This window comes from Halobacillus litoralis, from assembly GCF_009856355.1.
GTDB lineage: Bacteria > Bacillota > Bacilli > Bacillales > Halobacillaceae > Halobacillus > Halobacillus litoralis_B.
The window spans coordinates 43859-64931 of record NZ_WMEW01000016.1; the positions used below are offsets into that span (position 1 = coordinate 43859).

24 protein-coding genes are annotated in these 21073 nt (G+C 48.3%); 4 read left to right on the forward strand and 20 right to left on the reverse strand.

From position 1 onward, the window contains the following. Positions 1-10: 10 nt before the first annotated feature. From GLV97_RS17750 to GLV97_RS17770, 5 genes are all read right to left on the reverse strand, one after another. Complete coding sequence (locus GLV97_RS17750) at positions 11-556, reverse strand: GNAT family N-acetyltransferase (RefSeq protein WP_160890252.1); 546 nt, start codon at positions 554-556, stop codon at positions 11-13. 217 nt (positions 557-773) lie between these two features. Then, positions 774-1367, reverse strand: coding sequence for a hypothetical protein (locus GLV97_RS17755; RefSeq protein ID WP_160835318.1), 594 nt, complete (start codon positions 1365-1367; stop codon positions 774-776). 322 nt (positions 1368-1689) lie between these two features. Then, positions 1690-1908: a hypothetical protein gene (locus GLV97_RS17760; RefSeq protein WP_160835317.1), complete on the reverse strand. Its 219-nt coding sequence runs from the start codon at positions 1906-1908 to the stop codon at positions 1690-1692. A gap of 113 nt (positions 1909-2021) precedes the next feature. Continuing rightward, complete coding sequence (locus tag GLV97_RS17765; RefSeq protein ID WP_237418651.1) at positions 2022-3437, reverse strand: YfcC family protein; 1416 nt, start codon at positions 3435-3437, stop codon at positions 2022-2024. Between the two features lie 278 nt (positions 3438-3715). Further along, on the reverse strand, positions 3716-4528 hold the full coding sequence (locus tag GLV97_RS17770) for a hypothetical protein (protein ID WP_160890253.1): 813 nt from the start codon (positions 4526-4528) through the stop codon (positions 3716-3718). Between the two features lie 132 nt (positions 4529-4660). Here GLV97_RS17770 and GLV97_RS17775 point away from each other — a divergent pair, with 132 nt between their 5' ends. Continuing rightward, on the forward strand, positions 4661-5893 hold the full coding sequence (locus GLV97_RS17775; RefSeq protein ID WP_160890254.1) for a dicarboxylate/amino acid:cation symporter: 1233 nt from the start codon (positions 4661-4663) through the stop codon (positions 5891-5893). A 22-nt stretch (positions 5894-5915) separates the two neighbouring features. On the opposite strand, the gene GLV97_RS17780 is transcribed toward GLV97_RS17775, so the two are convergent. From GLV97_RS17780 to GLV97_RS17795, 4 genes are all read right to left on the reverse strand, one after another. Beyond that, positions 5916-6098, reverse strand: coding sequence for a hypothetical protein (locus tag GLV97_RS17780; protein ID WP_160835314.1), 183 nt, complete (start codon positions 6096-6098; stop codon positions 5916-5918). A 50-nt stretch (positions 6099-6148) separates the two neighbouring features. Continuing rightward, positions 6149-6349, reverse strand: coding sequence for a hypothetical protein (locus GLV97_RS17785; protein WP_160890255.1), 201 nt, complete (start codon positions 6347-6349; stop codon positions 6149-6151). Between the two features lie 136 nt (positions 6350-6485). Continuing rightward, the gene (locus GLV97_RS17790; RefSeq protein ID WP_160890256.1) at positions 6486-6623 is read right to left on the reverse strand and encodes a hypothetical protein; all 138 of its coding nucleotides are present in this window, start codon (positions 6621-6623) and stop codon (positions 6486-6488) included. Positions 6624-6657: 34 nt separating this feature from the next. Next, positions 6658-7392: an alpha/beta fold hydrolase gene (locus GLV97_RS17795; protein WP_160890257.1), complete on the reverse strand. Its 735-nt coding sequence runs from the start codon at positions 7390-7392 to the stop codon at positions 6658-6660. Positions 7393-7665: 273 nt separating this feature from the next. On the opposite strand from GLV97_RS17795, the gene GLV97_RS17800 reads away from it, so the two are divergent. Continuing rightward, entirely contained in the window at positions 7666-8415 is a 750-nt protein-coding gene (locus tag GLV97_RS17800; protein ID WP_160890258.1) for an SDR family NAD(P)-dependent oxidoreductase, read from the forward strand. A gap of 75 nt (positions 8416-8490) precedes the next feature. Here the strand turns inward: GLV97_RS17800 and GLV97_RS17805 are convergent, their stop codons facing one another. From GLV97_RS17805 to GLV97_RS17825, 5 genes are all read right to left on the reverse strand, one after another. Then, entirely contained in the window at positions 8491-8775 is a 285-nt protein-coding gene (locus GLV97_RS17805) for a hypothetical protein (RefSeq protein WP_160835309.1), read from the reverse strand. 415 nt (positions 8776-9190) lie between these two features. Further along, a complete protein-coding gene (locus GLV97_RS17810; protein ID WP_160835308.1) occupies positions 9191-10387 on the reverse strand; it encodes a dicarboxylate/amino acid:cation symporter in 1197 nt (398 codons plus the stop codon). 321 nt (positions 10388-10708) lie between these two features. Next, positions 10709-11683 carry a Gfo/Idh/MocA family protein gene (locus GLV97_RS17815; protein WP_160890259.1) on the reverse strand — a complete coding sequence of 325 codons (975 nt, stop codon included), beginning with the start codon at positions 11681-11683 and terminating at the stop codon, positions 10709-10711. 342 nt (positions 11684-12025) lie between these two features. Next, on the reverse strand, positions 12026-13060 hold the full coding sequence (locus GLV97_RS17820) for an NAD(P)/FAD-dependent oxidoreductase (RefSeq protein ID WP_160842056.1): 1035 nt from the start codon (positions 13058-13060) through the stop codon (positions 12026-12028). A gap of 217 nt (positions 13061-13277) precedes the next feature. Then, positions 13278-13634: a hypothetical protein gene (locus GLV97_RS17825; protein ID WP_160842057.1), complete on the reverse strand. Its 357-nt coding sequence runs from the start codon at positions 13632-13634 to the stop codon at positions 13278-13280. Positions 13635-13782: 148 nt separating this feature from the next. Here GLV97_RS17825 and GLV97_RS17830 point away from each other — a divergent pair, with 148 nt between their 5' ends. Further along, a complete protein-coding gene (locus GLV97_RS17830; protein ID WP_160835303.1) occupies positions 13783-13989 on the forward strand; it encodes a hypothetical protein in 207 nt (68 codons plus the stop codon). 42 nt (positions 13990-14031) lie between these two features. Here the strand turns inward: GLV97_RS17830 and GLV97_RS17835 are convergent, their stop codons facing one another. The 4 genes from GLV97_RS17835 to GLV97_RS17850 are packed head-to-tail and all read right to left on the reverse strand — an operon-like array spanning position 14032 to position 17663. Further along, positions 14032-14745, reverse strand: coding sequence for a LutC/YkgG family protein (locus GLV97_RS17835; protein ID WP_160890260.1), 714 nt, complete (start codon positions 14743-14745; stop codon positions 14032-14034). After that, positions 14732-16168, reverse strand: coding sequence for a LutB/LldF family L-lactate oxidation iron-sulfur protein (locus GLV97_RS17840; RefSeq protein WP_160890261.1), 1437 nt, complete (start codon positions 16166-16168; stop codon positions 14732-14734). The genes GLV97_RS17835 and GLV97_RS17840 overlap by 14 nt, the downstream gene beginning before the upstream one ends. A gap of 16 nt (positions 16169-16184) precedes the next feature. Further along, on the reverse strand, positions 16185-16901 hold the full coding sequence (locus GLV97_RS17845; protein WP_160842060.1) for a (Fe-S)-binding protein: 717 nt from the start codon (positions 16899-16901) through the stop codon (positions 16185-16187). 57 nt (positions 16902-16958) lie between these two features. Further along, positions 16959-17663, reverse strand: a complete 705-nt coding sequence (locus GLV97_RS17850) for an FCD domain-containing protein (protein WP_160842061.1) — start codon at positions 17661-17663, stop codon at positions 16959-16961. Between the two features lie 219 nt (positions 17664-17882). Here GLV97_RS17850 and GLV97_RS17855 point away from each other — a divergent pair, with 219 nt between their 5' ends. Continuing rightward, a complete protein-coding gene (locus GLV97_RS17855; RefSeq protein ID WP_160835298.1) occupies positions 17883-18692 on the forward strand; it encodes a ZIP family metal transporter in 810 nt (269 codons plus the stop codon). Between the two features lie 290 nt (positions 18693-18982). Here GLV97_RS17855 and ltrA read toward each other — a convergent pair whose 3' ends face one another. Both ltrA and GLV97_RS20060 read right to left on the reverse strand, forming a co-directional pair. Next, positions 18983-20407: a group II intron reverse transcriptase/maturase gene (gene ltrA, locus GLV97_RS17860; protein WP_337192764.1), complete on the reverse strand. Its 1425-nt coding sequence runs from the start codon at positions 20405-20407 to the stop codon at positions 18983-18985. Positions 20408-20837: 430 nt separating this feature from the next. Continuing rightward, a partial coding sequence (locus GLV97_RS20060) for a hypothetical protein (RefSeq protein ID WP_237418652.1) occupies positions 20838-21073 on the reverse strand: 236 nt, incomplete at its 5' end.

Here is a 21073-nt window from a genome sequence, read left to right on the forward strand (position 1 = left end):
ATACCAGCATTCATTCAATTCCGGACTCTGATGGCAGCAATCCATACACATCATGATCCACGTACGTCTTCCCGAGCATCTCTGCCGCCCGGATCCGTCCTTCATATGTAAAACCGAGCCGCCGGGGAATGGCCGCACTGCTCTCATTTCCAGCAGCCACCCGGATTTCAATCCGGTTCAATTCCAGCGTGCGGAAGCAGTGATGGACGACCTGCCGGCAGGCCTTCGTCATCAACCCTTTCCCACAAAAAGGCCCGCCCATCCAATAACCGATGGACGTGGATTTGTGATCCCAGTCAACGCCATGCAGCCCAATGATCCCTGCCAGTTCTCCCTTATAGACGATTACTGCCTGAAAACCATCATCATCCGCATACTGTTGGAGCGAGTTCCTGATAAAAGTCAGCGATTGCTCCGGTGCTTCCACTGCATCCACCCAGGGCAGCCAACGCCGCAAGTGCTCCCTTGAGCTATCCATGAGCCGAAATAACTCATGTTGATCTGAGGGGTTGAGCCGTCTGAGTTTTGTGTGTTCGTCCACTTGTATGGAAAACATTTCTTTCCCTCCCTGAAAGCCAAACCAATCAACTTTCGTTCCGCTGATGACAAACTGTTCCAATCCTTCTAATCTCTATCCAGCCACCATTTCACTATAAGAAAGAAAAGAATGAAGACAACGATGGCACTCCAATAATACCATTGAGGCACATGCTCAAACCCGTACATATATACACCACCCTGACAGATTTATAGATTCGGACTCCACGTACCTTTTAAGCATTATGTAACTGATCAAACACGATGACCGGGATCATCAGGATCAACAACTGCTGAAATTCTGACAGAGCACTGTCGTTGGCAATCTCATAATGATCCATCGACGTTAAAGCTTCCTTTGTTGTCGGATAAGGGATGGAGCGCTTTTTGATGGTCGAAAGCTTAAAGGCAGGGTCCCCTTCTGCATATACCACAAAGACCAGTGATCCATTCCTTCCCTCCGCCGTAAGGAGCAGCCTGCCCGCTGTATCCCGGACGCTCAACCGCTGAGAACTGAATTTCAATTTCTGCTCAAGGACGGCCATCCAATTCCCGTGCTGATCAAAAAGGTCGACCTTTTGGTTGAGTCCCCTTTTTTTACGAAAGGCAGCCAGTGGCTCTGCTTTAGCGTTGGTGACACAGAAGTTCTTACTGGATAGAAAATGCAAGCTGACCAACTGAAGCAGCTGATCCTTCCAGCTGGACGCTGATTCAACGGTTTCCTCAACCATACCGATCAATGTCTCTCCTGATCGAATGGTAAACTGCTGCTTCTGACTTTTGTAAAGAGATTGCGGCTTAACTTCCAGTCTGCTGTGGACGGTAAACACGAAAACGTTCCCTTCTTTCCTTCTGTTTTAATAATTCTCTGATGTATTCTTTCGATCCTTCATAAAATCATCGATGACCCACCTGGAGAAGGCAGCAGCAACAGCTGTCCCTGCAATCTCCTTCTACCCGCCATCAAACCATGAAAAGACAACCTGAAAGAACGTCAGACCAACAATCATCCATATGAAAAATCGGAGATAATTCTTTACGATCCCACCTCCTGAATCGGACCTATCCATTATTTCAAAAAAATACCACACCCTCAATGCGGGAATCGAAAAACAGTATAAAACCCCCGGCAGCTGATGCCGGAGGTCTGAGTTAAGACGCATGGGTTTCAAATCCATATAAGTAATTCACGAGCTTGTCATAATCTTCATCCGAAGAACACTCAATCTGCAGGTCAATGAAGGCCATTACAATGTCTTCCTGTTCAAATGGAAAGTGACTGTTATCGACGTTTGAGAGAATATCCCGATTGGACAGCCCCTTATTTCTTAATACATCAACCGTCTGTTCCATAGAAAATGCGCCGGACATGATGCATTCCTCCTCCATCATACTTGAGTTTCTATAAGTGGCAGGACAATCCTGTCCTGCTCCTCTATTTATTCGACATGGAGAAGGAGAATTCCTCTTCTAAACGCCCGTCATCACACAGGACCCCAGTTGATGACAACACCGATGGAGAGCATCACGACAGCAATGACCACCCAGATCAGCATCAAGGGAAGCATCCACTTCGCCCACTTGATCCAAGGAACTCCCGCAACAGCCAGACTTGCCATTAACGGACCAGACGTCGGGAAGATGCTGTTCGTAAACCCGTCCCCGAATTGATAGGCCTGCACGGCAACCTGGCGGGTAATTCCAACCATATCTGCGAGCGGGGACAGAATCGGCATGGCAATCATCGCCTGCCCGCTTCCTGACGGGACGAGGAAATTGAGAACACCGTTCGCCGCAAACATGCCGAGAGCAGCCGTGACGGGGGTGAGTTCCTGCAGGGGAACCGACAGGGCGTGGACAGCTGTATCGAGAATCTTTGCGTTCTCCATGACAATGAGAACGGCCCGGGCGACCCCGATGATCAAGGCTCCGTATACGAGCTTCTGACATCCATCGAGAAACGTCAGCGCCAGTTTATTGTAATCCATACCAGCAATGATGCCTGCTCCAAGGCCGATCACAATAAAGAAGGCGGACATATGGTTGATCGTCCAGGAAAACTGGATGGTAGCGTAAATGAAAAAGGCAAGACAGGCGCCGACAAAACCAAGCAGCCATTTATGCCGGGTGGTGAAAGGGGCCTGCAGCCCCCCTTTTTCCTCCCCTTCATCCAGGACACCCATTAAGCTTTTGGAGGGATCATGCAGCAGCTTCTTCGCATATCTCCACGTATAAGCAATCGTTGCACCGACGATGACGACGAAAGCCGTCATTCTTAACGCCATGCCGGAAAACAACGGAATGTCGGCAATCGACTGGGCAATACCGACGGTGTAAGGGTTCAGGAAGCCTACGTTAAACCCGGCAAACGTCGCACCGAACGTAATCGATACCGCGACAATCGCATCCAGCTTCAATGCCCGGGCAATGATGACTCCGATCGCAACAAACGGAATGACCGCGTTCGCTATAACACCGACGGCTCCGCCGATAGCAAACAATGTGGAGACAACAGCAATAAGCCAGAACTCTTTTCCACGGGTCAGGTGGACCGCTCTCAGAATACCTCCCTTAACCGCGCCTGAGCGTTCGACGACTTCAAAGGCTCCACCGGCAAACAAGACTAAAAAGATCATTCCGGCGGACTGGATCATCCCTTCCTGAAGCGCCATAAAAATGTCCATAAATCCGGCCGGTGACCCGTCAGCGGCACCAAAAGTGCCTGGAACGACGCGTTCCACCCCATCCACCGTTTCCCGCTCAAACGTTCCGGCGGGGACGAAATAGGTTGCAATGGCTGCTGCAAGGAGAACGGCAAATAAAATGACGTACGTATCCGGCATTTCCCACCGGCGCTTTTTCTCATGCTGCATCTCTGTCTTCTCTGCTGGTACACTCATATACGATACAATCCTCCTGAATATGTATTCATAGCTTTTCTTTCATCCTATGAAATGTAAAGATTTCCTGAAATGGATGGTGTATAGTATATAAGTTCTATTGAATATTTGCAAAATTGAAAAGAAACAAAAACTTGATCCCTGCTGCGTTCCTGCTCTTTTTCCAGGACTTTCGTGCGAAAAAAACCGCCGATTCATAAAGATCAGCGGGTCCTTTGCAGGAGGAACCAACAGAGGACCTCCCTCCTATTTTCTTAAATTACAGTACGAAAGCGTTTTTATTTGCGCAGACTGCGCTCGATGAATAAAAAGCACACCGTTCCAACCAACAGTGTCTTGTTTTCTGCGGGGAGCGAGTCGGACAACTCCACGATATCATTGTCGATATCACGAAAAACACGGGTATATTCTACAGGAAAGCGTCCGTTATAAAAATGAGCCCATGTGTGTCCCGTTTCATCCTTTAGTGTGAAATCCCCTGAAAACCCGGAAGCGTGAACGCTTAAAATCTCCTGCCCATGTGATTTCTTCATCATGCCCTTCATATGAATAAGGCTTTTGAATTCCTTTTGTATGTACGAGCCCACCTTTTCTTCCCTGTCGTTATTAATCGTTACCACCGTTTCCTTAAACCCCTGCCTGTGCAGGGAAAATAACGGCCTGCCTTCATTGGAGTAAAAACGAAACGTGCAGGGGACAAAGGAAAGAAAAGAAGATCGGAAGGCGACTAGCGGACGGCTCCACCACGTCAGATGATCCACTTTCAACATGCCGATATAAGCCCCGTTTTTCTCAAAAACAAGGAGCCTCGGATACAGGCCTGCATCCGGCTGAATGACGAGATGATCCAGTTCAGTTAAAGAGCGGCGCGAATCGGATATCTCCATATCTTTCACTTTGTTGTACTTCCTTCGACTGGAAAGCGCAATGACCATCAGCAGGAGGATCGGAAAAAGAAAAGCTGCCGTTTCCATCCACTCCTCTGTTCCTTCCGGCGCCATGAAAACAATCGATACGGCCGTTACTAGAAGCACGAGGCCTAAAAGGACGCTGGCTGTCCGCTCCCTTCTTTTATACATATCCGCAATCATACAAGCACCCCTTTCCATTCCCTGTACGTGTTGGAAAAAGCATGGGTTTCAATCTTTTAAGGATGAATGAGTACCTGAATGGATCTGTTGCTGTTATAATGTACTTTTGCACAGGAAAGAAAGGGGTAACCTATGAAAAAAATCTGGCAGTTATACAAACATTCTTCTTTTCTATTAAAAATGACCATTGGATTCATCCTTGGTATTGCCGCAGGTATTATTGTCGGACCGGAGATGGAAGTGGTCAAACCGCTGGGGACCATTCTCATCAACCTCCTCAACCTGATTGCCGTTCCCGTCATTTTTCTGACGGTCGTACTGGCCATTAATGAAATCAGTCCGAAACACCTCGGGCGGCTTGGTGGTAAGCTGCTCGGGTACTACGGGATAACGACAGCGGCCGCCGTGTTGATCGGGGTCGGGCTTGCGCTGTGGATCAACCCGGGGACAGGACTCTCGCTTCCCGACGCTGACGTGGAAAAGCCGGAGACTCCGGGATTCTCTGATGTCCTGTTGAATATTGTTCCGAACAACTTGTTTCAGGCGTTTTCCTCCGGCGAACTGATGGGCATCCTTTTTCTCGCAGTCATCATTGGTTTGACGCTGTCGATCATGCGTTTCCGCGGAACGGAGGAGCACAAGGAATACGGCGCTCTACTGTACCGGTTCTTCCGTGCTGCAAATGAAATGTTCTTCCTGCTGTTGAAAGGGATTCTCCTTTACGCACCTATTGGAATCTTCGCTATTGGGGCTTCCACATTTGCAACACAGGGATGGGAAACCTTCCAATCGCTGTTTGCATTCACCGGTGTTTTCTACTTAGGCGTCGCACTCCTCTGGATTTTCGTCTATACCGGTTTTCTCATGTACGCCAAAGTGAACATCAAACAATTTTTCAGCCGGACAAAAGATGCTTACGTGACCGCCTTTTTCACCTCCAGCAGTATTGCATCCCTGCCGGTAGCGGTTGAAGCGGCTAAAAAAGCCGGGATATCCGAGCGAACGGCCCACTTTTCCCTTCCTATCGGAGCGGTGTTCAATTCCGATGGCGGAGCTCTCCGTATGGGTGTTTCGATCGTCTTTGCCGCAAACATCACAGGGCTGGATCTCTCAGCGGTTGATTTTATTACGATTGTCGCTGTCGGCACGCTGCTTTCCATAGGAACAGCGGGCATTCCGGCAGCAGGACTCGTCACCTTGTCGGCGGTGTTGACAATGTTCAACCTGCCCCTTGAAATTGTCGCCCTCATCGCCGGCGTTGACGTACTGATCGGCATGGCCGGGACAGCCTCCAACGTGCTTGGTGATATCGTCGGATCCGCCGTCGTTGATAAAAAAGAAAAGAATTCCAATCAGGCAGCATGAAAAAACCGGACTTGATTTTCCATCAAGTCCGGTTTTTTTCGACTTCTCTGCGGCCCCACTTCCATTTGACCACAGTCCACCATACAGCCAGTCCAATAGTCATAAAGAAAGCCATTTCATAAATAAAGGTGTTCTCATATCCGGTCAGATAAAGAACAAGACAGATGATTAATCCTACAAGTGCTGCTGCCTGCAGCCTTCTCATTATTCATCATCCTTTTTGTGAATAAGTTTCACCCGAAGCCCGGCTGCGAGTTACTTTAAGTTCTCTGGTTCATCGGCATACCATTCCACAAAGCCGCAGTCTGTGCAGACCACGGGGTTGATGCGTGCATGCTTTTTGTTTGAAAACAACTTCTTTCCTTTTTCGTTTTTCACCATCAGGCCCCCAAGCCCTTGATCCACATAACAGACTTCCTTCTGTCCACCACAATGAATACAATCGTTTGTTCTCATCGTACGCCCCCTTTGTTCACCCTGCTCATCTCTACGAATGGACAGAGGCAGATGTTTCATAAACGGACGCAGGGATGAAGCTGTACCCGCATAAGATTTCCTCTTCCTTATATAAGAAGGGAAGAGAAGGAAATCCCTATGATTCATCCTTTAGGTTTGTGTTCCCTTCCTGAATGTGTTTCAAAATCTGTTCATTGGTTTTGTTCAATTTCCGCAGCTGTAATTCAATGGATAGAATCGTGATGACAATGACTGCAATAAGCAGTAGACCCATAAAAAAACGTCCTCTCAAGTGAATGACACGTCTGTCACTGTACTTTTTGGAAACTCCCTATCGGATAACTCTCTAAAAACTGTTTTAAAAACGTGTTGTACTCCTCCGGCTTCTGCTGATGGACTAAATGGGAGGCAAACGGGAGGACCGCTCCATGAACCGGCTTATGAATGCTTTTGTATTTCATAACAGCGGCTGTCTCCAGCTCATTTTCTTCCCCTGCTATACAAAGAACCGGAGCACTCACCCCGTCCAAGTCCTTTGTATAGGAAAAAGGATACCAACTCTCATCCTGGGCCAGGTCCAACAGCTTCCCCCAGTCCGGTCCGTGCCGTTCTGTAAAATACTGTGTTACGTCTTCATCATGGCGCAGCTGCCTTTGAAAAGCCGCTTCTTCCTTATGAATGTCAGACCAATCCTCCGGCTTGTCCGCCATGATCCCGGACACCGTCAACGTAGCTGCATACTCAGGAAACTTTTTTACAAAGACGACGGCAGCGAGCGCCCCCATCGAAGCCCCTGCGAGGTGTACCTGTTTTAAATGTAAATGGTCCAGGGTATCTTTTATATCCCCGGCGCATGCTTCAAAATAATTACGAAGATCATCACTCATGGATTTTCCATGGCCTCTTAAATCCAGAGCGATGACACACATGTTGGATTTCAGTGCTTCCCGCTGTTCCACAAAATCCTGTTCTCCGGTCTCAAGCCCCGCATGAAGAAAAACAACAGGATCTCCCTTTCCTTCTATAATTGAATGCAGAATCATAACATGCCCCCTTCCCTGAGGATCGTCCATCCTTCATGAACAACCTCCATTTCATTCTCCTCATAAAAATAATAACATAGTTTTCCAAATAAGGAGATTTGCACAAGATCAGCCGGACATATGAAGGGGTATCCCCCCATATTTTTACATAGGTAAATTTAACCACACATCAGATGAGCAGTTTCCTTCTCTTTTCTCACTAAGGGCTTCTATAATAAGAAATGAAACACCGGAAACACATCATTTCTACTATTGACATAGGAGGTTATCATGATGAGTAAAGTGGCAATTGTTACAGGAGGCAGCATGGGTCTCGGCCGTTCCGCTGCACTGAGACTGGCAGAAGAAGGTGTCAACATTTCCGTCGTTGATGTCAACGAGGAAGCTGGAGAGGAAACCGTCAAACTGGTCAAAGAAATCGGTCCCGACGCGATTTTTGTACAGGCAGACGTTTCCAAAGCGGCAGAAGTGAAGAAGTATGTCGATGAAACCGTCGAGAAGTTCGGTACGATTGATTACTTTTTCAACAACGCCGGGATCTCCGGAAGCGGCAAGTATTACTTAGATACAGATATCGAAGAGATTGAAAAGATCATCAACATTAACTTAATGGGCAGCATGTACGGCATCCGCTATGTTGCGGAAGTAATGATGAAAAATGGCGGCGGCGCCATCGTAAACACCGCATCCAGTGCAGGGGTCATCGGACAGACGACAGTTGTGACGTATTCCGCTACGAAACACGCCCTTGTAGGCATTACGAAGAGTATGGCGGCTGAGTATGCGAAGGACGGTCTCCGTATCAATGCGGTAGCTCCCGGTCCGACCGAAACCCAAATGGTCGCCTCCTACTTTGAAGCGAACCCGGAAATGAAGAAAAGTGCAGAATCAGGGATTCCACAGCAGCGACTCGGAACTCCGGAAGAAGTGGCCGAGCTCGTCAACTTCCTGCTGACATCGAAAGCCCAGTATATCAACGGCGAAGTGATCCGCATCGACGGCGGCTTCACGAACGCAAAATAAGATCAAAGAAGGTAGTTATGAACAACTCTTCAACTATACAATGCTCGTATATGATAGTGAAAAGACAGCAGCTGATTATTTCTTATCTTTCAGTTCTAATAGTATAGGTGCTGTATTTAGCAGGATAGACATGAATGTCAAAACCCATAATGCTCCTTCCATACCAGGAACGACATCCATTAAAGCAGCCCAGTCTTCCACCTCTACCCAACGGGAGACAAGGCTGTATTCTGCACAAAGGGTTAATGCTGTAAATGATAACCCTGTCGCCATAGCAAGCTTGTAATCCTTTCCCGCTTTATACATATAGAGGTTTGTAAAAGTTGCGGCTATAGCTATAAACCCTAATATGATCCACATAATGGTCTCTCCCCTCTTGTTCATTTTTGTTGTGAAAAGTAAACCACCTGGAAATCAACCCATTTAATGACAATCCACTCAGTACATTCCCCATTATTTCACCTCCTCCCCCCGCCATCAACCTTTCCATGGTCCATGTAACCGGAGTGATGTACATGAGAGAAAGTAAAAATTCTATACAGGAGGAAAGCTCCCTCCCCACGTATTCGTGTAACCTCCCATGGTGACAGACGCCCGCCTTCACCTAAAAGCATAGAATAGAGACATCGTTTGTGAGTGGCGTCGATCGTAAGAGTGAACAAAGTCAAAAAACCTCCTCCTCCCTCATAGTGGAAGAAGAAGAGAAGGCACGTCCCGTCATACACAAAAAAAGCCCGCTGCCTGCGCAGCGGACTTCTTCTATAAGCGGACGTCCTTATCCGACGTTCTGATCAGATACGGGAACATCCTTTGATTTCCCTTTTTTCATAAGCTTATCAGCAATCGCAGTAATGGCTCCATCACCAGTAACGTTCGCTGCTGTCCCAAAGCTGTCTTGAGCCAAGTAGAGAGCAATGATTAAGGAAACCATCGTGGAATTGAATCCTAACATAGATTCGAGAAGGCCGATCGCTGCCATAACAGCTCCGCCGGGTACACCCGGGGCTGCAATCATCGTAATCCCCACCATTAGGATGAAGGGAAATACATCGGCGAATGTGGTTGCTTGTCCCTGCATATACATAACCGCCATAGCACAGCTGGTAATCGTAATCGTACTTCCTGCTAAATGGACATTCGCTAGTAACGGTACAGCAAAGTCTGCAATACGTTCCCGCACCCCGATTTTCTTCACGTGCTTCAATGTTACTGGAATCGTAGCCGCAGAAGACTGCGTTCCCAGTGCTGTAAAGTAGGCAGGGGTCATGATCTTCAATAAGCTGAATGGATTCCTTCTGTGCATACTGCCTGCCATACCATACACTACGACAAGATAAAGCAAGTGCAGCGCTATGATCATCAAGAATACTTTGGCGAATACACTCAGAATTGTACCGACTTGTCCTGCATAGGTCATATTCGCAAAGATTCCGAATATATGAAACGGTAATAGAGGGATAATGATATTTTCTATGACCTTTTGGATAATCGAACGGAATTCATTCATTACATTTAATAAAGAATCCCCTTTGACAGCTGTCATGCCGACTCCTAAAAGAAAGGATAATATAAGTGCAGCCATTACACCCATAATGGGAGTCATTTCAACAGAAAAAGAGGCTTCCACCAGGGATTCCTCCGGATTAGCAAAAGATCCTCCGCTCTGCCCTTGCAGCATGGATGGGTACAGGTTATTAGCAAATAAGAAAGCCGCTGTACCTGCCAGTACGGTAGAGGCATAAGCCAGTCCAGTCGTCAGCCCCAGCATCTTCCCTGCCCCTTTTCCCATGGACGCAATGCCCGGTGCAATAAAGCCGAGGATGATTAATGGGATCACAAAGCTCAGGAAATTACCGAATAAACCGGTGAATGTGGCGGCGAGTTCAATCACGATTTCCGGTGCAAACTGCCCGATAACGATACCCAGCGCAATCGCTAGAACAATCCTTAATAATAATGGTATTCTTTTCATCTCCCTCTCCCTTTCTCCAGATGTAAAATTTTAACGAGTTAATGTGATATAGAATCAATCATGGTTTATACCATACCTTTTTTTTGATGGTTTGTGAAGGATAAAAAAACGATAAAAACGGGGGAGATTGATAAATGACAGATAATATCTTGTAGTCTTGTTTCTCCATTACATTCTCACCATTTACTGGAATGCAGAAAGCGGGGTTACAGACAAGATCATCGTATCCGGCTCATAAAAATATCCCGGGACGAAGTCTTCACGAATCCTGCCCATAACGTGAAGACTCATCCCCGGGATCATGAGGGAAACCCCTGTAGGTTAATAGTAATCCTTTAATAATTCATCCATCACACGGTTGGTGCGCAGGGCCGTTTTCCCTGTACTTGGACATGTCCCATGACCCGTCAGCTCCTGAACGATCGACTGGATGTGTGGTTGTTGGATATGCCTCGGGTGTTCAATAGAGAACTCCTCTTCTCCATGATCAGTAAGGAGCTTTACCGGTTGGTCATCAAATGTGGAAAATTGGATTTCCCCTTTTGACCCGACGATCCGGTTGTTATCTTCATGGGTGTAGGAGGAGAAATTCCACACCCCTGTCCCAACGGCTCCAGTTTCAAACCGCCACGTCCCGCTGACGGTATCCTCTGCCGGGTAAACGTCAGCGAGGTTACAAGCGGTGCCTTTCACGTCCGTCAGTGGGCCGAGGAGATAGTCGAAAAGATCGAGGGTATGGGCCCCCACATCATAAATCAAGCCGGCGCCGCTCGTTTCCGGCATTACCCGCCACGGCCAGTTGCCCTGCTCGTCTCTTTCAACCAGACGCTGTGTCTGTTGGATGGATACAAATCGGACATCTCCGACGGCTCCCTCCTCCAGCAGCTCTTTTACTTTTAAAAACCTCGGCAGCGACCGACGGTAATAAGCGACAAACAGAGGCACGCCATGCTTTTCACAAATCTCCACCATGTCGGCACAGGCGTCGGTACGGTCTGCCATCGGTTTTTCCACGTATACGGGTTTACCTGCTTCTGCTGCCATATGCGTATATTCCTTATGGGAGGAAGGCGGGGTGGCTATGTAAACAGCATCCACTTCTTGATCCTGAATCAGATCTGCTGCATTGTCATACCACTTCGGAACACCGTGACGCCGGGCGTAGTCCTCGGCTTTCTTCCCGTCTCTCCTCATGACAGCTGTAAGCGTGCTGTTTTCGATCCGTTGAAAAGCCGGACCACTTTTTACTTCTGTCACATTGCCGCATCCGATGATGCCCCAACGAATTGTCTTCATTTATAATTCCTCCTGTCTCGTTTCCGTGATGTAAAATACGACGCCCTTTTCTTCCTTCCATATCGAAGAACCGATTTCCTGTTCCTATCAAGAAAAAAACCGCCGAAAGCGAGGCCACTGAAATACTGAGGATTTGTGAAAGGTAACGTTCTAAAAAGCGGATGGCACGGAATATTTTATCCATGCCATCCGCTTTTTTTCTTTTTCCTGACCAAGTCAGCTGAGGCCGTGCCCGCGGCAGGCATCCATCGACAAGCATTTCGTGAGCAACAACAACCTTTAACCGCTTCTCTTAATAGGAAGGAGTTTTTCAGCGCCCTCCTGAAAGCAGAGGCCTTTGAATCAGGAAGAAACCAGCTGTTCTTCCTTCCATTTCTTATTGTACTCCTCCATACGCTCATTGTGGGAGGAGACCATTGCACGGGCGCTTGCCTCTGGATCAATAAACTGCTTCGCCATGTTCACAGCATTGGCGGCATCCTGGAACGCACCTGCAATCAGATGGAGCTTTCCTTCGTGATGAAGAATATCTCCAGCCGCAAACAAGCCTGGTACAGAGGATGCACTTTGGGCAGAGCCTTTAATAAAGAAGTCATCCACCCGTTCCAGAGGAATTGGACTCTGGTCAAGAAGGGACGCGTCCCGGTTAAAGCCATGGCTGATGATGACTTCATCGACATCCAGGTTTCTCACCCCATGCTCCGGGTGTTCCAGTGTCACCCGGCGGATGGCCGTACCTGCATCATCAGCGGTCAACGACTGGATCGCCGACTGCTCATTCAATTCAACGCCCTGCTCTATGAGAAGATCAATACTCGCTTCATGACCTTTCAGCTCTTCCCGGCGGTAGACGAGGTGGACACTTTCAGCAATAGGAGCCAGTTCATTTGCCCAGTCGATGGCTGAGTGGCTTCCGCCGGAGATGACGACACGTTTGCCTGCAAAGCGTTGGAACGATGGCACCGTGTAATGCAGGTTACTCACCTCGAATTTCTCTGCTCCCTGAATATCCAGTTTCTTCGGTTCGATGATGCCGCCTCCGACAGCAACAATCACGGATTTGGACCAGTGCACCTGTCCGTTAGAGGTGCTCAGTTTAAAGGCATCGTCGATTTTTTCAATGGACGTGACCTTTTCCCCCAGCACGATGTCCGGATCAAACGTCGTTCCCTGCTTCACAAGGTGGTCAATGAGCTGCTGACCGGTGACAGCCGGAAGACCGCCGACATCCCAGACGATTTTCTCAGGATAGACGTGCACCTTGCCGCCGAGGAATGGATGGCTTTCAATGATTTTCGTTTTCATGTTGCGTAATCCGCTGTAAAAAGCCGAAAAAAGCCCGGCCGGACCTCCGCCGATAATCGTCACGTCATGCATATGTATCCGCTCCCTTTTTGATCTGTTAAACTCATTATAGTGAAAGTGAGAATCATTTTCAATAAGAATCCTCAAAAAGAAAACCGTTCCGGCTTGTCAGCAGAAACGGTCCACCTGTGCTGTTCCCTTCTATAAAAAGCCCGGCGGAGCTCAAACACGCCGGACACACGGCAGCAAACAAGGAAAGCACCACAAGTACCGCGGCACTTTTCATTATTTATCCACCACTTTCGTTCAGGAAGAGGCTCAGAAGCCTGATCACGTGCAGCACGGATGCATAAAGCAGGGCACTGCCCGCCCCCCAACCTGTTAAATGGAGGATTTCCCCCGGCTTTACAAAGGGAATACTCAGCATGAACCCCGCAGCGCTGCCGGTCAAAATCCAAACAGCGAGAGTAAACGGCGGGCGCACCGGCCGGATTTTTTGCAGCCCTGCATCTGTCAGGGTGCCTGCGATTAGAAAGAGCGGGAACGTATAGAGGAAAAGAATGACCGAAAAGTCATCCACCGTGCTTATTATATTTCCGATGATACTCAAACTGATGGCAGCAAAAAATGCCGCCAGACTCCACATCCAAATATGCCATTCCTCCAGATTTACTGTCTATTCTTATGTAAAGTGTTGTGTTTTCTATGACCTGCCCGAAGTGGATATGGTAAGATGGGAACAGCCCCTGCCAAGACAACCAGCAGGACAACGTGATTGACAGGAGGAAGCTGCTATGAAAGAGAAATTGAAAAAGGATGAATGGTTCCATTACATCATTGCCATTGCCGCCCTGGTGTCCGGACTGCTTCATTTCTTCTTTAATTGGGACTATTACCATCATCACCATTACTTAACTTCAGGACTGCTGTTTTATACCATTGGTCCTGTCTTATACGTCGTCTGTACGTTTGCCTACTACAAGGCAACCACACACGATTGATTGGAAAAGGCCGTGCATCGTTTTGTGTACGGCCTTTTTCTTTCATCCTTCCTTGTCATCGACGAGAATGTAGGTCGCCTTCACAGGTCCGTGCACCCCGACAATTAAATTCATCTCGATATCTGCGCTGTTGCTCGGGCCTGTAATAAAGCTGACGCACGACGACACAGGCACACCTTTCTTCTCCTGCTCATGAATGATCTGAGCGGCCTGGGTCATTCTTGGAACGAGTGTACTTTTTGGGATAATCGCGACAAAGGTTTCCGGAAGCAGACTGATGGACCTTCCATTCCAACGGTCGTTAAAAAGGGTCACCGTGCCTGATTCCGCAAGGGTTACATCACTGAAGACGACACCAGCCCCGGCCTTTTCTGCCTCGGCAACATAATCACGGCCGCCCTGCTCATCCCAGATATGAATGTTGTAACCCTCCTGCCTCATGGTTTCATACACATCCAGAAGACCGTACGCTTCCAGACGCGGCCCCCCGGCACTGACGATATTTTGAATATGACCCTCCTCCCATACACGCCTCAAGGTATCCCCAAGCTCATCAAATGTCGTTTCTACCAAGCTCGTATGAATGATTTCACATTGTTCCTTTAATTTTCCCAGCAGCTGATCCTGGTCTGCTCCTTGAAACACCCGCTCCTGCGGCTGGACAGAGTAGGCCGGACGGTCAGCGGTTGTTTTGCGCGGACGCCCCAGTCGTCCGGCGAGTTGATCCAGGAAGCGTTCCCGATTATAGACGGCCATCTTTCTCCCTCCTTTTCTCCCGTTCGTCAAACCACGTACGAAAACTCTTCTTCGCTGGAGCCGGAAAATCCCGGGCTTCCGTCCATGCTTTCATCGGCCCCGGTCCCTTTTTGATCATCCCGTCCTTCGTCCACGGCTTCAATACCGTCCCTGCCATTTTCGTACTGAGTTTATAAGCGGCCGGTGACGACGCCCATTTGGCAAAACCGTCCATAGCGAGACGCTCGGCTTTGGTCGTTTTCTGTTCCTTTTCCACGATGATCTCCCTGTGCCGGATCAAATGTTCATGAAGGGGTATTTTCACGGGACAGGCTTCCGTACAGGCGGCACATAAACTGGAGGCATAAGGAAGCTCCTTATGGTCTTCATACCCATCCAGCAGTGGTGTAAGGACAGCCCCGATCGGCCCCGGGTAAATGGAATTATACGAATGTCCGCCGACATGACGGTAAACCGGACAGACATTGATACATGCCGCACAGCGGATGCAGTGGAGCGCGGACTGGAATTCCGTTCCTAATATCTTCGAACGGCCGTTATCGATGATGACGAGATGAAAATCCTCCGGGCCGTCGACTTCATCTTCCAGACGGGTGCCCGTGAGCGACGTAATGTAGCTCGTCAGTTTCTGACCGACAGCGGCACGAGTCAGCAGGCTGACAAGCACCTCCAGCTCCTCCCACGTCGGAACAATCCGCTCCATACCCATGACAGCAATCTGTGTGTCCGGGAGTGTACTGACCATGCGGGCATTTCCTTCATTGGTTACGAGCGTCACCGAGCCTGATTCGGCTACCGCAAAATTACAGCCGGTCACACCGATATCGGCTTCAAGAAAATCCTGCCGGAGCTGCTCGCGGGCAAAAGCGGCCAGTTCTTCCGGATCATCGGTTTTCGTATAGCCTTTCTTCGAGACGAACGTCTCTCTGATCTGGCTTTTATTTTTGTGAAGCGCAGGGGTGACGATATGGGAAGGTGGATCCTCGTCGAGCTGAAGAATCCATTCTCCAAGGTCCGATTCAACGACTTCACATCCGCTTTTCTCAAGCGCTTCATTCAAGCCGATTTCCTCCGTGACCATCGATTTTGATTTCACGACTTTACGGGCCTGTTTTTCAGCAGCCACTTTCTGCACATAGGCGTTGGCTTCCTCTGCTGTCTCAGCAAAAAATACCGTTCCGCCCCGCTTTTCCACCTGCTCACTCAACTGGTACAAATAATAGTCCAGGTTTTCCATCGTATGCCGGCGGATTTCCTCGCCGAGTGTCCGCCAGTCTTCCCAGTCCCCGAGCTCTTCCGCCGCTTTCAGGCGCCCTGTGCGGAACCGTCCCTGCGCTGAGCTGACGGCGCTGCGCATAAACGTGTTGTCGATTCCTTCCTGAATCCGGTCGGCATACGTTTTCGTTCCAATTTTTATACTCATCTGTCCGCCCTCCTCGTTATTGGCTGTTCAGAACTTGAGCAATGTGCAGCACTTTCACGTCTTCCTCGTTCCGCGATAATCGTCCGCCGATATTCATAAGGCAGCCCATATCGCCGCCGATTAAGTATTCCGCTGTTGTCGCGGTAACGTGGCACGATTTCTCCTCCACCATCTGCGCGGATATCGCCGCATTTTTTACCGCGAACGTTCCGCCAAAACCGCAGCAGTCCTCTCCTTGAGGAAGATCAACCAGCGTGAGCCCTTCGACATTTTCCAAAAGGCGGCGTGGTGCATCTTTCACCCCGAGCAGTCTCGTCATATGACAGGAAGGGTGGTAGGTCGCTGTTCCCTGGAAAGTTGAATGAACGTCTTCCACCTGCAATACATCGACGATGAACTGCGTCAGCTCGTAGGTTCTTCCAACTAAATGTTCCGCGCGCTTCTGCCATTCCGGTTCGTCTTTCAAGATATTGGGGTATTCCTTGATCATCTGCACACAGGAGCCTGATGGACCAACCACGTATTCCGATGCCTCAAAGGCAGTAATCATCTGTTTGACGGCTTGTTTGGACTGGGTTGTATAGCCGCTGTTATAGGCGGGCTGTCCACAGCAGGTCTGGCCGGCCGGAAAATCAACCTCACATCCGAACCGCTCCAACAGCTGGACGGTATCTTTCCCGACATCCGGTGTAAATGTGTCACACAAGCAAGTGATAAATAACGAAACGTTCATGATTCATCCTCCCTTTTAATCATAAGGTCATCTGATGACTGGAATAGAAACATTTCATTACGAAATGATTCCACTGAGAGATTCCCTGACATGGCTCAAATGCTCCACCATGGAAGCCTGCGCTTCCTCACGGTTTTCTGCCTTGATGGCGGCGAAAATCCGTTGATGCTGTTCCAAGAGCTGACGTGTGCCTTCTTCAGTGTGCAGCAGCTTCCGCGTTTCCCGCATGCCCTGCATCATGACTTCTGACACACTCTGCATGAGATGAACCAGCATCTGGTTCCGCGCCGCCTTGACGAGCGCCAGGTGAAACGCAAGGTCCGCCTGTTCTCCGATCTCACCATTCCCCTTCGCTCTTTCCATCTCCAAAAGAGCCGCTTCCATAGCCTGGAGGTCTTCGTCGGTACGGCATAAAGCGGCCACACCTGCTGCCCCCACCTCAAGAATCTGCCGGACTTCCAACAGTTCTCTCATGTCCTCAGGCTTCATTAAAAACGCGACAGATGTCGGTACGGTGAATCGGGCAGGATCGAAGGTTTTGACGTATGTCCCCTCGCCCTGATGCATTTCAAGAATTCCCATGGCCCTTAACGCACTCAGCGCTTCCCTGATCGCTGAACGGCCGACATCAAAGCTTTTTGCCAAAGCCTCTACACTGTCCAGCTTATCCCCCGGCTTCAAACGCCCTTCCTTTAAAGATTCCAATAAGGAATCCGCCACCTGTTCATAAATTTTCTTTCTACGAATCGGTTTATACTCCACGACACTTCCCCCAGATCCATCTTTTAATTTTAGTTTACTGTATTCTTCCATTCTTTGAAAGCGTTCACGGAAAAATAACAAAAGATTCGGAAGGTTTCTAAAGGGTGTAGAAAGGTTAAAGGAACGCAGGCTGTATTTTTGACGCTTTTCCTTAGTACATGTAAAATGACCGCATAAACAAATTTTGCACGAATGCAACATTCAGAAAGGTGATGAACGATGATCGAAGCTTTAAAGGAATTGAACCCTGTGATACAGGCGTTGATCGGTACACTATTCACCTGGGGCATGACGGCCTTAGGTGCGTCTCTTGTATTTTTCGTGAAAGGAGCGAACCAGAAATTTCTTGATAGTATGATGGCCTTTGCCGGCGGGGTCATGATTGCGGCCAGCTACTGGTCTCTTTTGGCACCTGCGATTGAAATGTCCGCAGACGGGCCGGTGCCGAACTGGGTCCCTGCGCTTGTCGGCTTTCTTCTCGGAGGTGTGATGCTTCTCTGGGTGGACCGGCTTCTCCCTCAGATGGACACGGACAAGTATTTAGGGGACATAACAGACAATAAGGCCAAGAACCGGACTGCTCTGCTCGTCTTTTCCATGACCCTCCATAACATCCCGGAAGGTCTGGCCGTCGGCGTTGCGTTCGGTGCCCTCGCCTCAAGCGGAACGGAATCAACGCTGGCCGGGGCGGTGGCTCTTGCACTCGGAATCGGTATCCAGAACTTCCCGGAAGGTACGGCGGTTTCCATGCCGCTCCACCGTGATGGAATGGGCAAAAAGAAAAGCTTCATGTTCGGGCAGTTTTCCGGCATGGTGGAACCGATCGCTGCTGTCGTCGGTGCGGCCGCTGTGATTTTCATCGAACCGATTCTCCCCTATGCGTTAAGCTTCGCTGCGGGAGCAATGATTTTTGTCGTCGCCAAAGAAATCATCCCGGGTGCCCACGAAAAAGGCAATGTGAACCTCGCTTCGATCAGTCTCATGCTCGGTTTTGCTATCATGATGACCCTCGACGTTGCACTTGGATAACAAAGTGCTTATCTTTCTTATAAACGGTCTCCTATCTTATATGGAGATGGTCATATTCCGCTCATCGGTGGATGCTCGCCACGGGCGTCTACACCAAACACTTCACGAGACCTTTATTAAATGACGTGATGAAAGAGGGAAAGCTTTCCCGGAATGACTGATGGCGGATGACACACAGGAGAAAAAGAACAACAGTTCTCAAAAAAATGGCTCCGTAAAAGTTCAGTGTTGAAATTACTACAAAAAGGAACTTCCATAAAATTGGAAGTTCCTTTTTGTATTTGGCTTATTCAACTAAAGCCCCCGTTCGTATAAAGCGAAAGCTTTGAACTGAAGTTCATCGCATGAGATGTTTTTACATTATCGATGGGGAACAAATACGTACCATTCATATAGATCGTTTTCGTTCCTAAGCTAAAGGTTTTCTTATAAAAGGGCGGTGGCTGAAAAGGATGTTTTAGCGTTCCAACCGGTCGAAGACGGTTCACTAAAAATGGTTTCAGATCGTATGCAAGACGTGAGAACACAAGACTTACATGAGTCGCTCGCTTAAAGTATTGGTGAAGTCCTAAGACAAAACTATTGTAACGATGAATATTCTCAGCAGAAGGAGAACTTTTCATTCTTCGAATGAGTTTTTTCGCTTCCTGCTTCATTTTCTTTCTTTTTGAAGAAATGACCCCAGTATGGGCCACTCGTTTCTTACCCTTTTTATTCGCACGAATGGTGAACCCTAAGAACTCTGATTCTCGTTTTCTTAGGTTTACAATTTGAGATTTCTCTGGTGATATGTCCAGCTTCAAACGTTCTTTGAGGTACAAACGTACCGCATGGTACCACCGTTGCGCTGTCTTTCCATCCCGGCAAAGAATTTTAAAATCATCCGCATATCTGACCAGGTATCCTTGCTTCAAGTTCGTTTGTTTTCTCGCTCGTCTTCTGGCATCATCTGAACTGTAAGATTTCATCAAGGGGAATACTTCCCACTGGTCCGCAACCCATTGGTCTAGATCATTTAAGACAATATTAGATAGAAGGGGAGATAAGATTCCACCTTGTGGTGAACCCTTCTCAGGCACTCCTTCTCCATCAATTTCTGACTTTACCATTTTAGAAATACAAGCCAGTACCTTACGGTCTTGAATACCGATATTCCAGAGTTGCTTCTTTAATAGACGATGATTTACGTTATCAAAGAAACTCTTAATATCTACATCAACGACGTAATGAAGTTGACCGCGATTAATCAAAGATTGTATTCTTGCCATAGCATGATGAGCAGACCGTAGGGGTCTGAAACCGTAGCTATGTTTGAAGAATTGAGATTCTACAATGGGTTCGAGAACTTGTTTGAAGCATTGTTGGATCACTCGATCCAGGATGCATGGAATACCAAGAGGTCTCCATTTTCCGTTCTCTTTTTCAATCCATTCTCTTCGAACTTTCTTCGGGCGGTAGTTTCGAAGTTTCGTTCGGACTTCATTTACCAGATCATTTTCTAAGAGCTCTTTCATGTCATCGATGGTTTTTCCATCGGTTCCTGGTGTTTTAGCACCTTTATTGGTTTTGATCATGCGAAAAGCGAGCAGGATGTTTTCTCTCGATATGATGGTTTCATATAGATGAGAAAATGTGTTTCCCTGGCTCGCTTTTTCATGAAGATCCGTAAAGGTCTCTGTCATATTATAATAATCCCAGTTTCGCAGCGTTGACACTGTGGCATCCCTCCTTTGGAGTGATGTTCCCACGTTCCTACCCGATCGGTGCCATTCACGTTAGGAAAATAATCGTTTCACACTCTAGACTTGGGGCTATTCCTCCACTTCCATTACAGAAGTCTCATCAGTCATTCCCCTACCCTCACAAGGATAAATGCTTTTCAGCATAACTTTATAGCAACCGTTTCGGGTGACAGCCCTTGGTTCAACGTTCCTTGCTTTCCAAGTACCATACAACGTAGCTATCCATACTAGACGTAGATGCTTCCTGTAAGCCTGTGAGCTCGATACCGCCATCGTTCGGTATAGCGTCTTTCATAGGGGGCAGTTTTACTCCACACCACTCACGTCATCGTAAGATGACACGTAAGTTTCCTTACGTTCGAAACTTTAGACCCTTACCTTCGGAAGTTCGTCAGTTCCTATCTCAAAGAACGATTCTCATCCTATCTAGTTTTTTCAGCCGTGGGGCATATCCGTCAGCATACCTAATGGCTTCAGCCTTCGTTCTGCCCAATCTACCTGTGCTCCACACCCTAAGACCTGTCCGTCTTAACGCATGCAGGAGTGTTGACGGGATGGTTTCAGGAAACATGGATCCTTCATTCCCATCCTCCGTTGTACAGTTGAAATTTAAACAAATAAACTTCCTGCCTTTCACGC

Bases quoted from the DNA above. Each gene is read 5' to 3' on its own strand.
- GLV97_RS17795 (WP_160890257.1), bottom strand. From the start codon at position 7,392: ATGATTCTGCATTCAATTATAGAAGGAAAGGGAGATCCTGTTGTTTTT.
- GLV97_RS17835 (WP_160890260.1), bottom strand. From the start codon at position 14,745: ATGGCCGTCTATAATCGGGAACGCTTCCTGGATCAACTCGCCGGACGA.
- GLV97_RS17800 (WP_160890258.1), top strand. From the start codon at position 7,666: ATGAGTAAAGTGGCAATTGTTACAGGAGGCAGCATGGGTCTCGGCCGT.
- GLV97_RS17855 (WP_160835298.1), top strand. From the start codon at position 17,883: ATGATCGAAGCTTTAAAGGAATTGAACCCTGTGATACAGGCGTTGATC.
- GLV97_RS17780 (WP_160835314.1), bottom strand. From the start codon at position 6,098: ATGAGAAGGCTGCAGGCAGCAGCACTTGTAGGATTAATCATCTGTCTT.
- GLV97_RS17840 (WP_160890261.1), bottom strand. From the start codon at position 16,168: ATGAGTATAAAAATTGGAACGAAAACGTATGCCGACCGGATTCAGGAA.
- GLV97_RS17765 (WP_237418651.1), bottom strand. From the start codon at position 3,437: ATGAGTGTACCAGCAGAGAAGACAGAGATGCAGCATGAGAAAAAGCGC.
- GLV97_RS17785 (WP_160890255.1), bottom strand. From the start codon at position 6,349: ATGAGAACAAACGATTGTATTCATTGTGGTGGACAGAAGGAAGTCTGT.
- GLV97_RS17760 (WP_160835317.1), bottom strand. From the start codon at position 1,908: ATGTCCGGCGCATTTTCTATGGAACAGACGGTTGATGTATTAAGAAAT.
- GLV97_RS17825 (WP_160842057.1), bottom strand. From the start codon at position 13,634: ATGTGGAGTCTGGCGGCATTTTTTGCTGCCATCAGTTTGAGTATCATC.
- GLV97_RS17845 (WP_160842060.1), bottom strand. From the start codon at position 16,901: ATGAACGTTTCGTTATTTATCACTTGCTTGTGTGACACATTTACACCG.
- GLV97_RS17770 (WP_160890253.1), bottom strand. From the start codon at position 4,528: ATGATTGCGGATATGTATAAAAGAAGGGAGCGGACAGCCAGCGTCCTT.
- GLV97_RS17790 (WP_160890256.1), bottom strand. From the start codon at position 6,623: ATGGGTCTACTGCTTATTGCAGTCATTGTCATCACGATTCTATCCATT.
- GLV97_RS17820 (WP_160842056.1), bottom strand. From the start codon at position 13,060: ATGCATGACGTGACGATTATCGGCGGAGGTCCGGCCGGGCTTTTTTCG.
- GLV97_RS17815 (WP_160890259.1), bottom strand. From the start codon at position 11,683: ATGAAGACAATTCGTTGGGGCATCATCGGATGCGGCAATGTGACAGAA.
- GLV97_RS17830 (WP_160835303.1), top strand. From the start codon at position 13,783: ATGAAAGAGAAATTGAAAAAGGATGAATGGTTCCATTACATCATTGCC.
- GLV97_RS17810 (WP_160835308.1), bottom strand. From the start codon at position 10,387: ATGAAAAGAATACCATTATTATTAAGGATTGTTCTAGCGATTGCGCTG.
- GLV97_RS17805 (WP_160835309.1), bottom strand. From the start codon at position 8,775: ATGTGGATCATATTAGGGTTTATAGCTATAGCCGCAACTTTTACAAAC.
- GLV97_RS17750 (WP_160890252.1), bottom strand. From the start codon at position 556: ATGTTTTCCATACAAGTGGACGAACACACAAAACTCAGACGGCTCAAC.
- GLV97_RS17775 (WP_160890254.1), top strand. From the start codon at position 4,661: ATGAAAAAAATCTGGCAGTTATACAAACATTCTTCTTTTCTATTAAAA.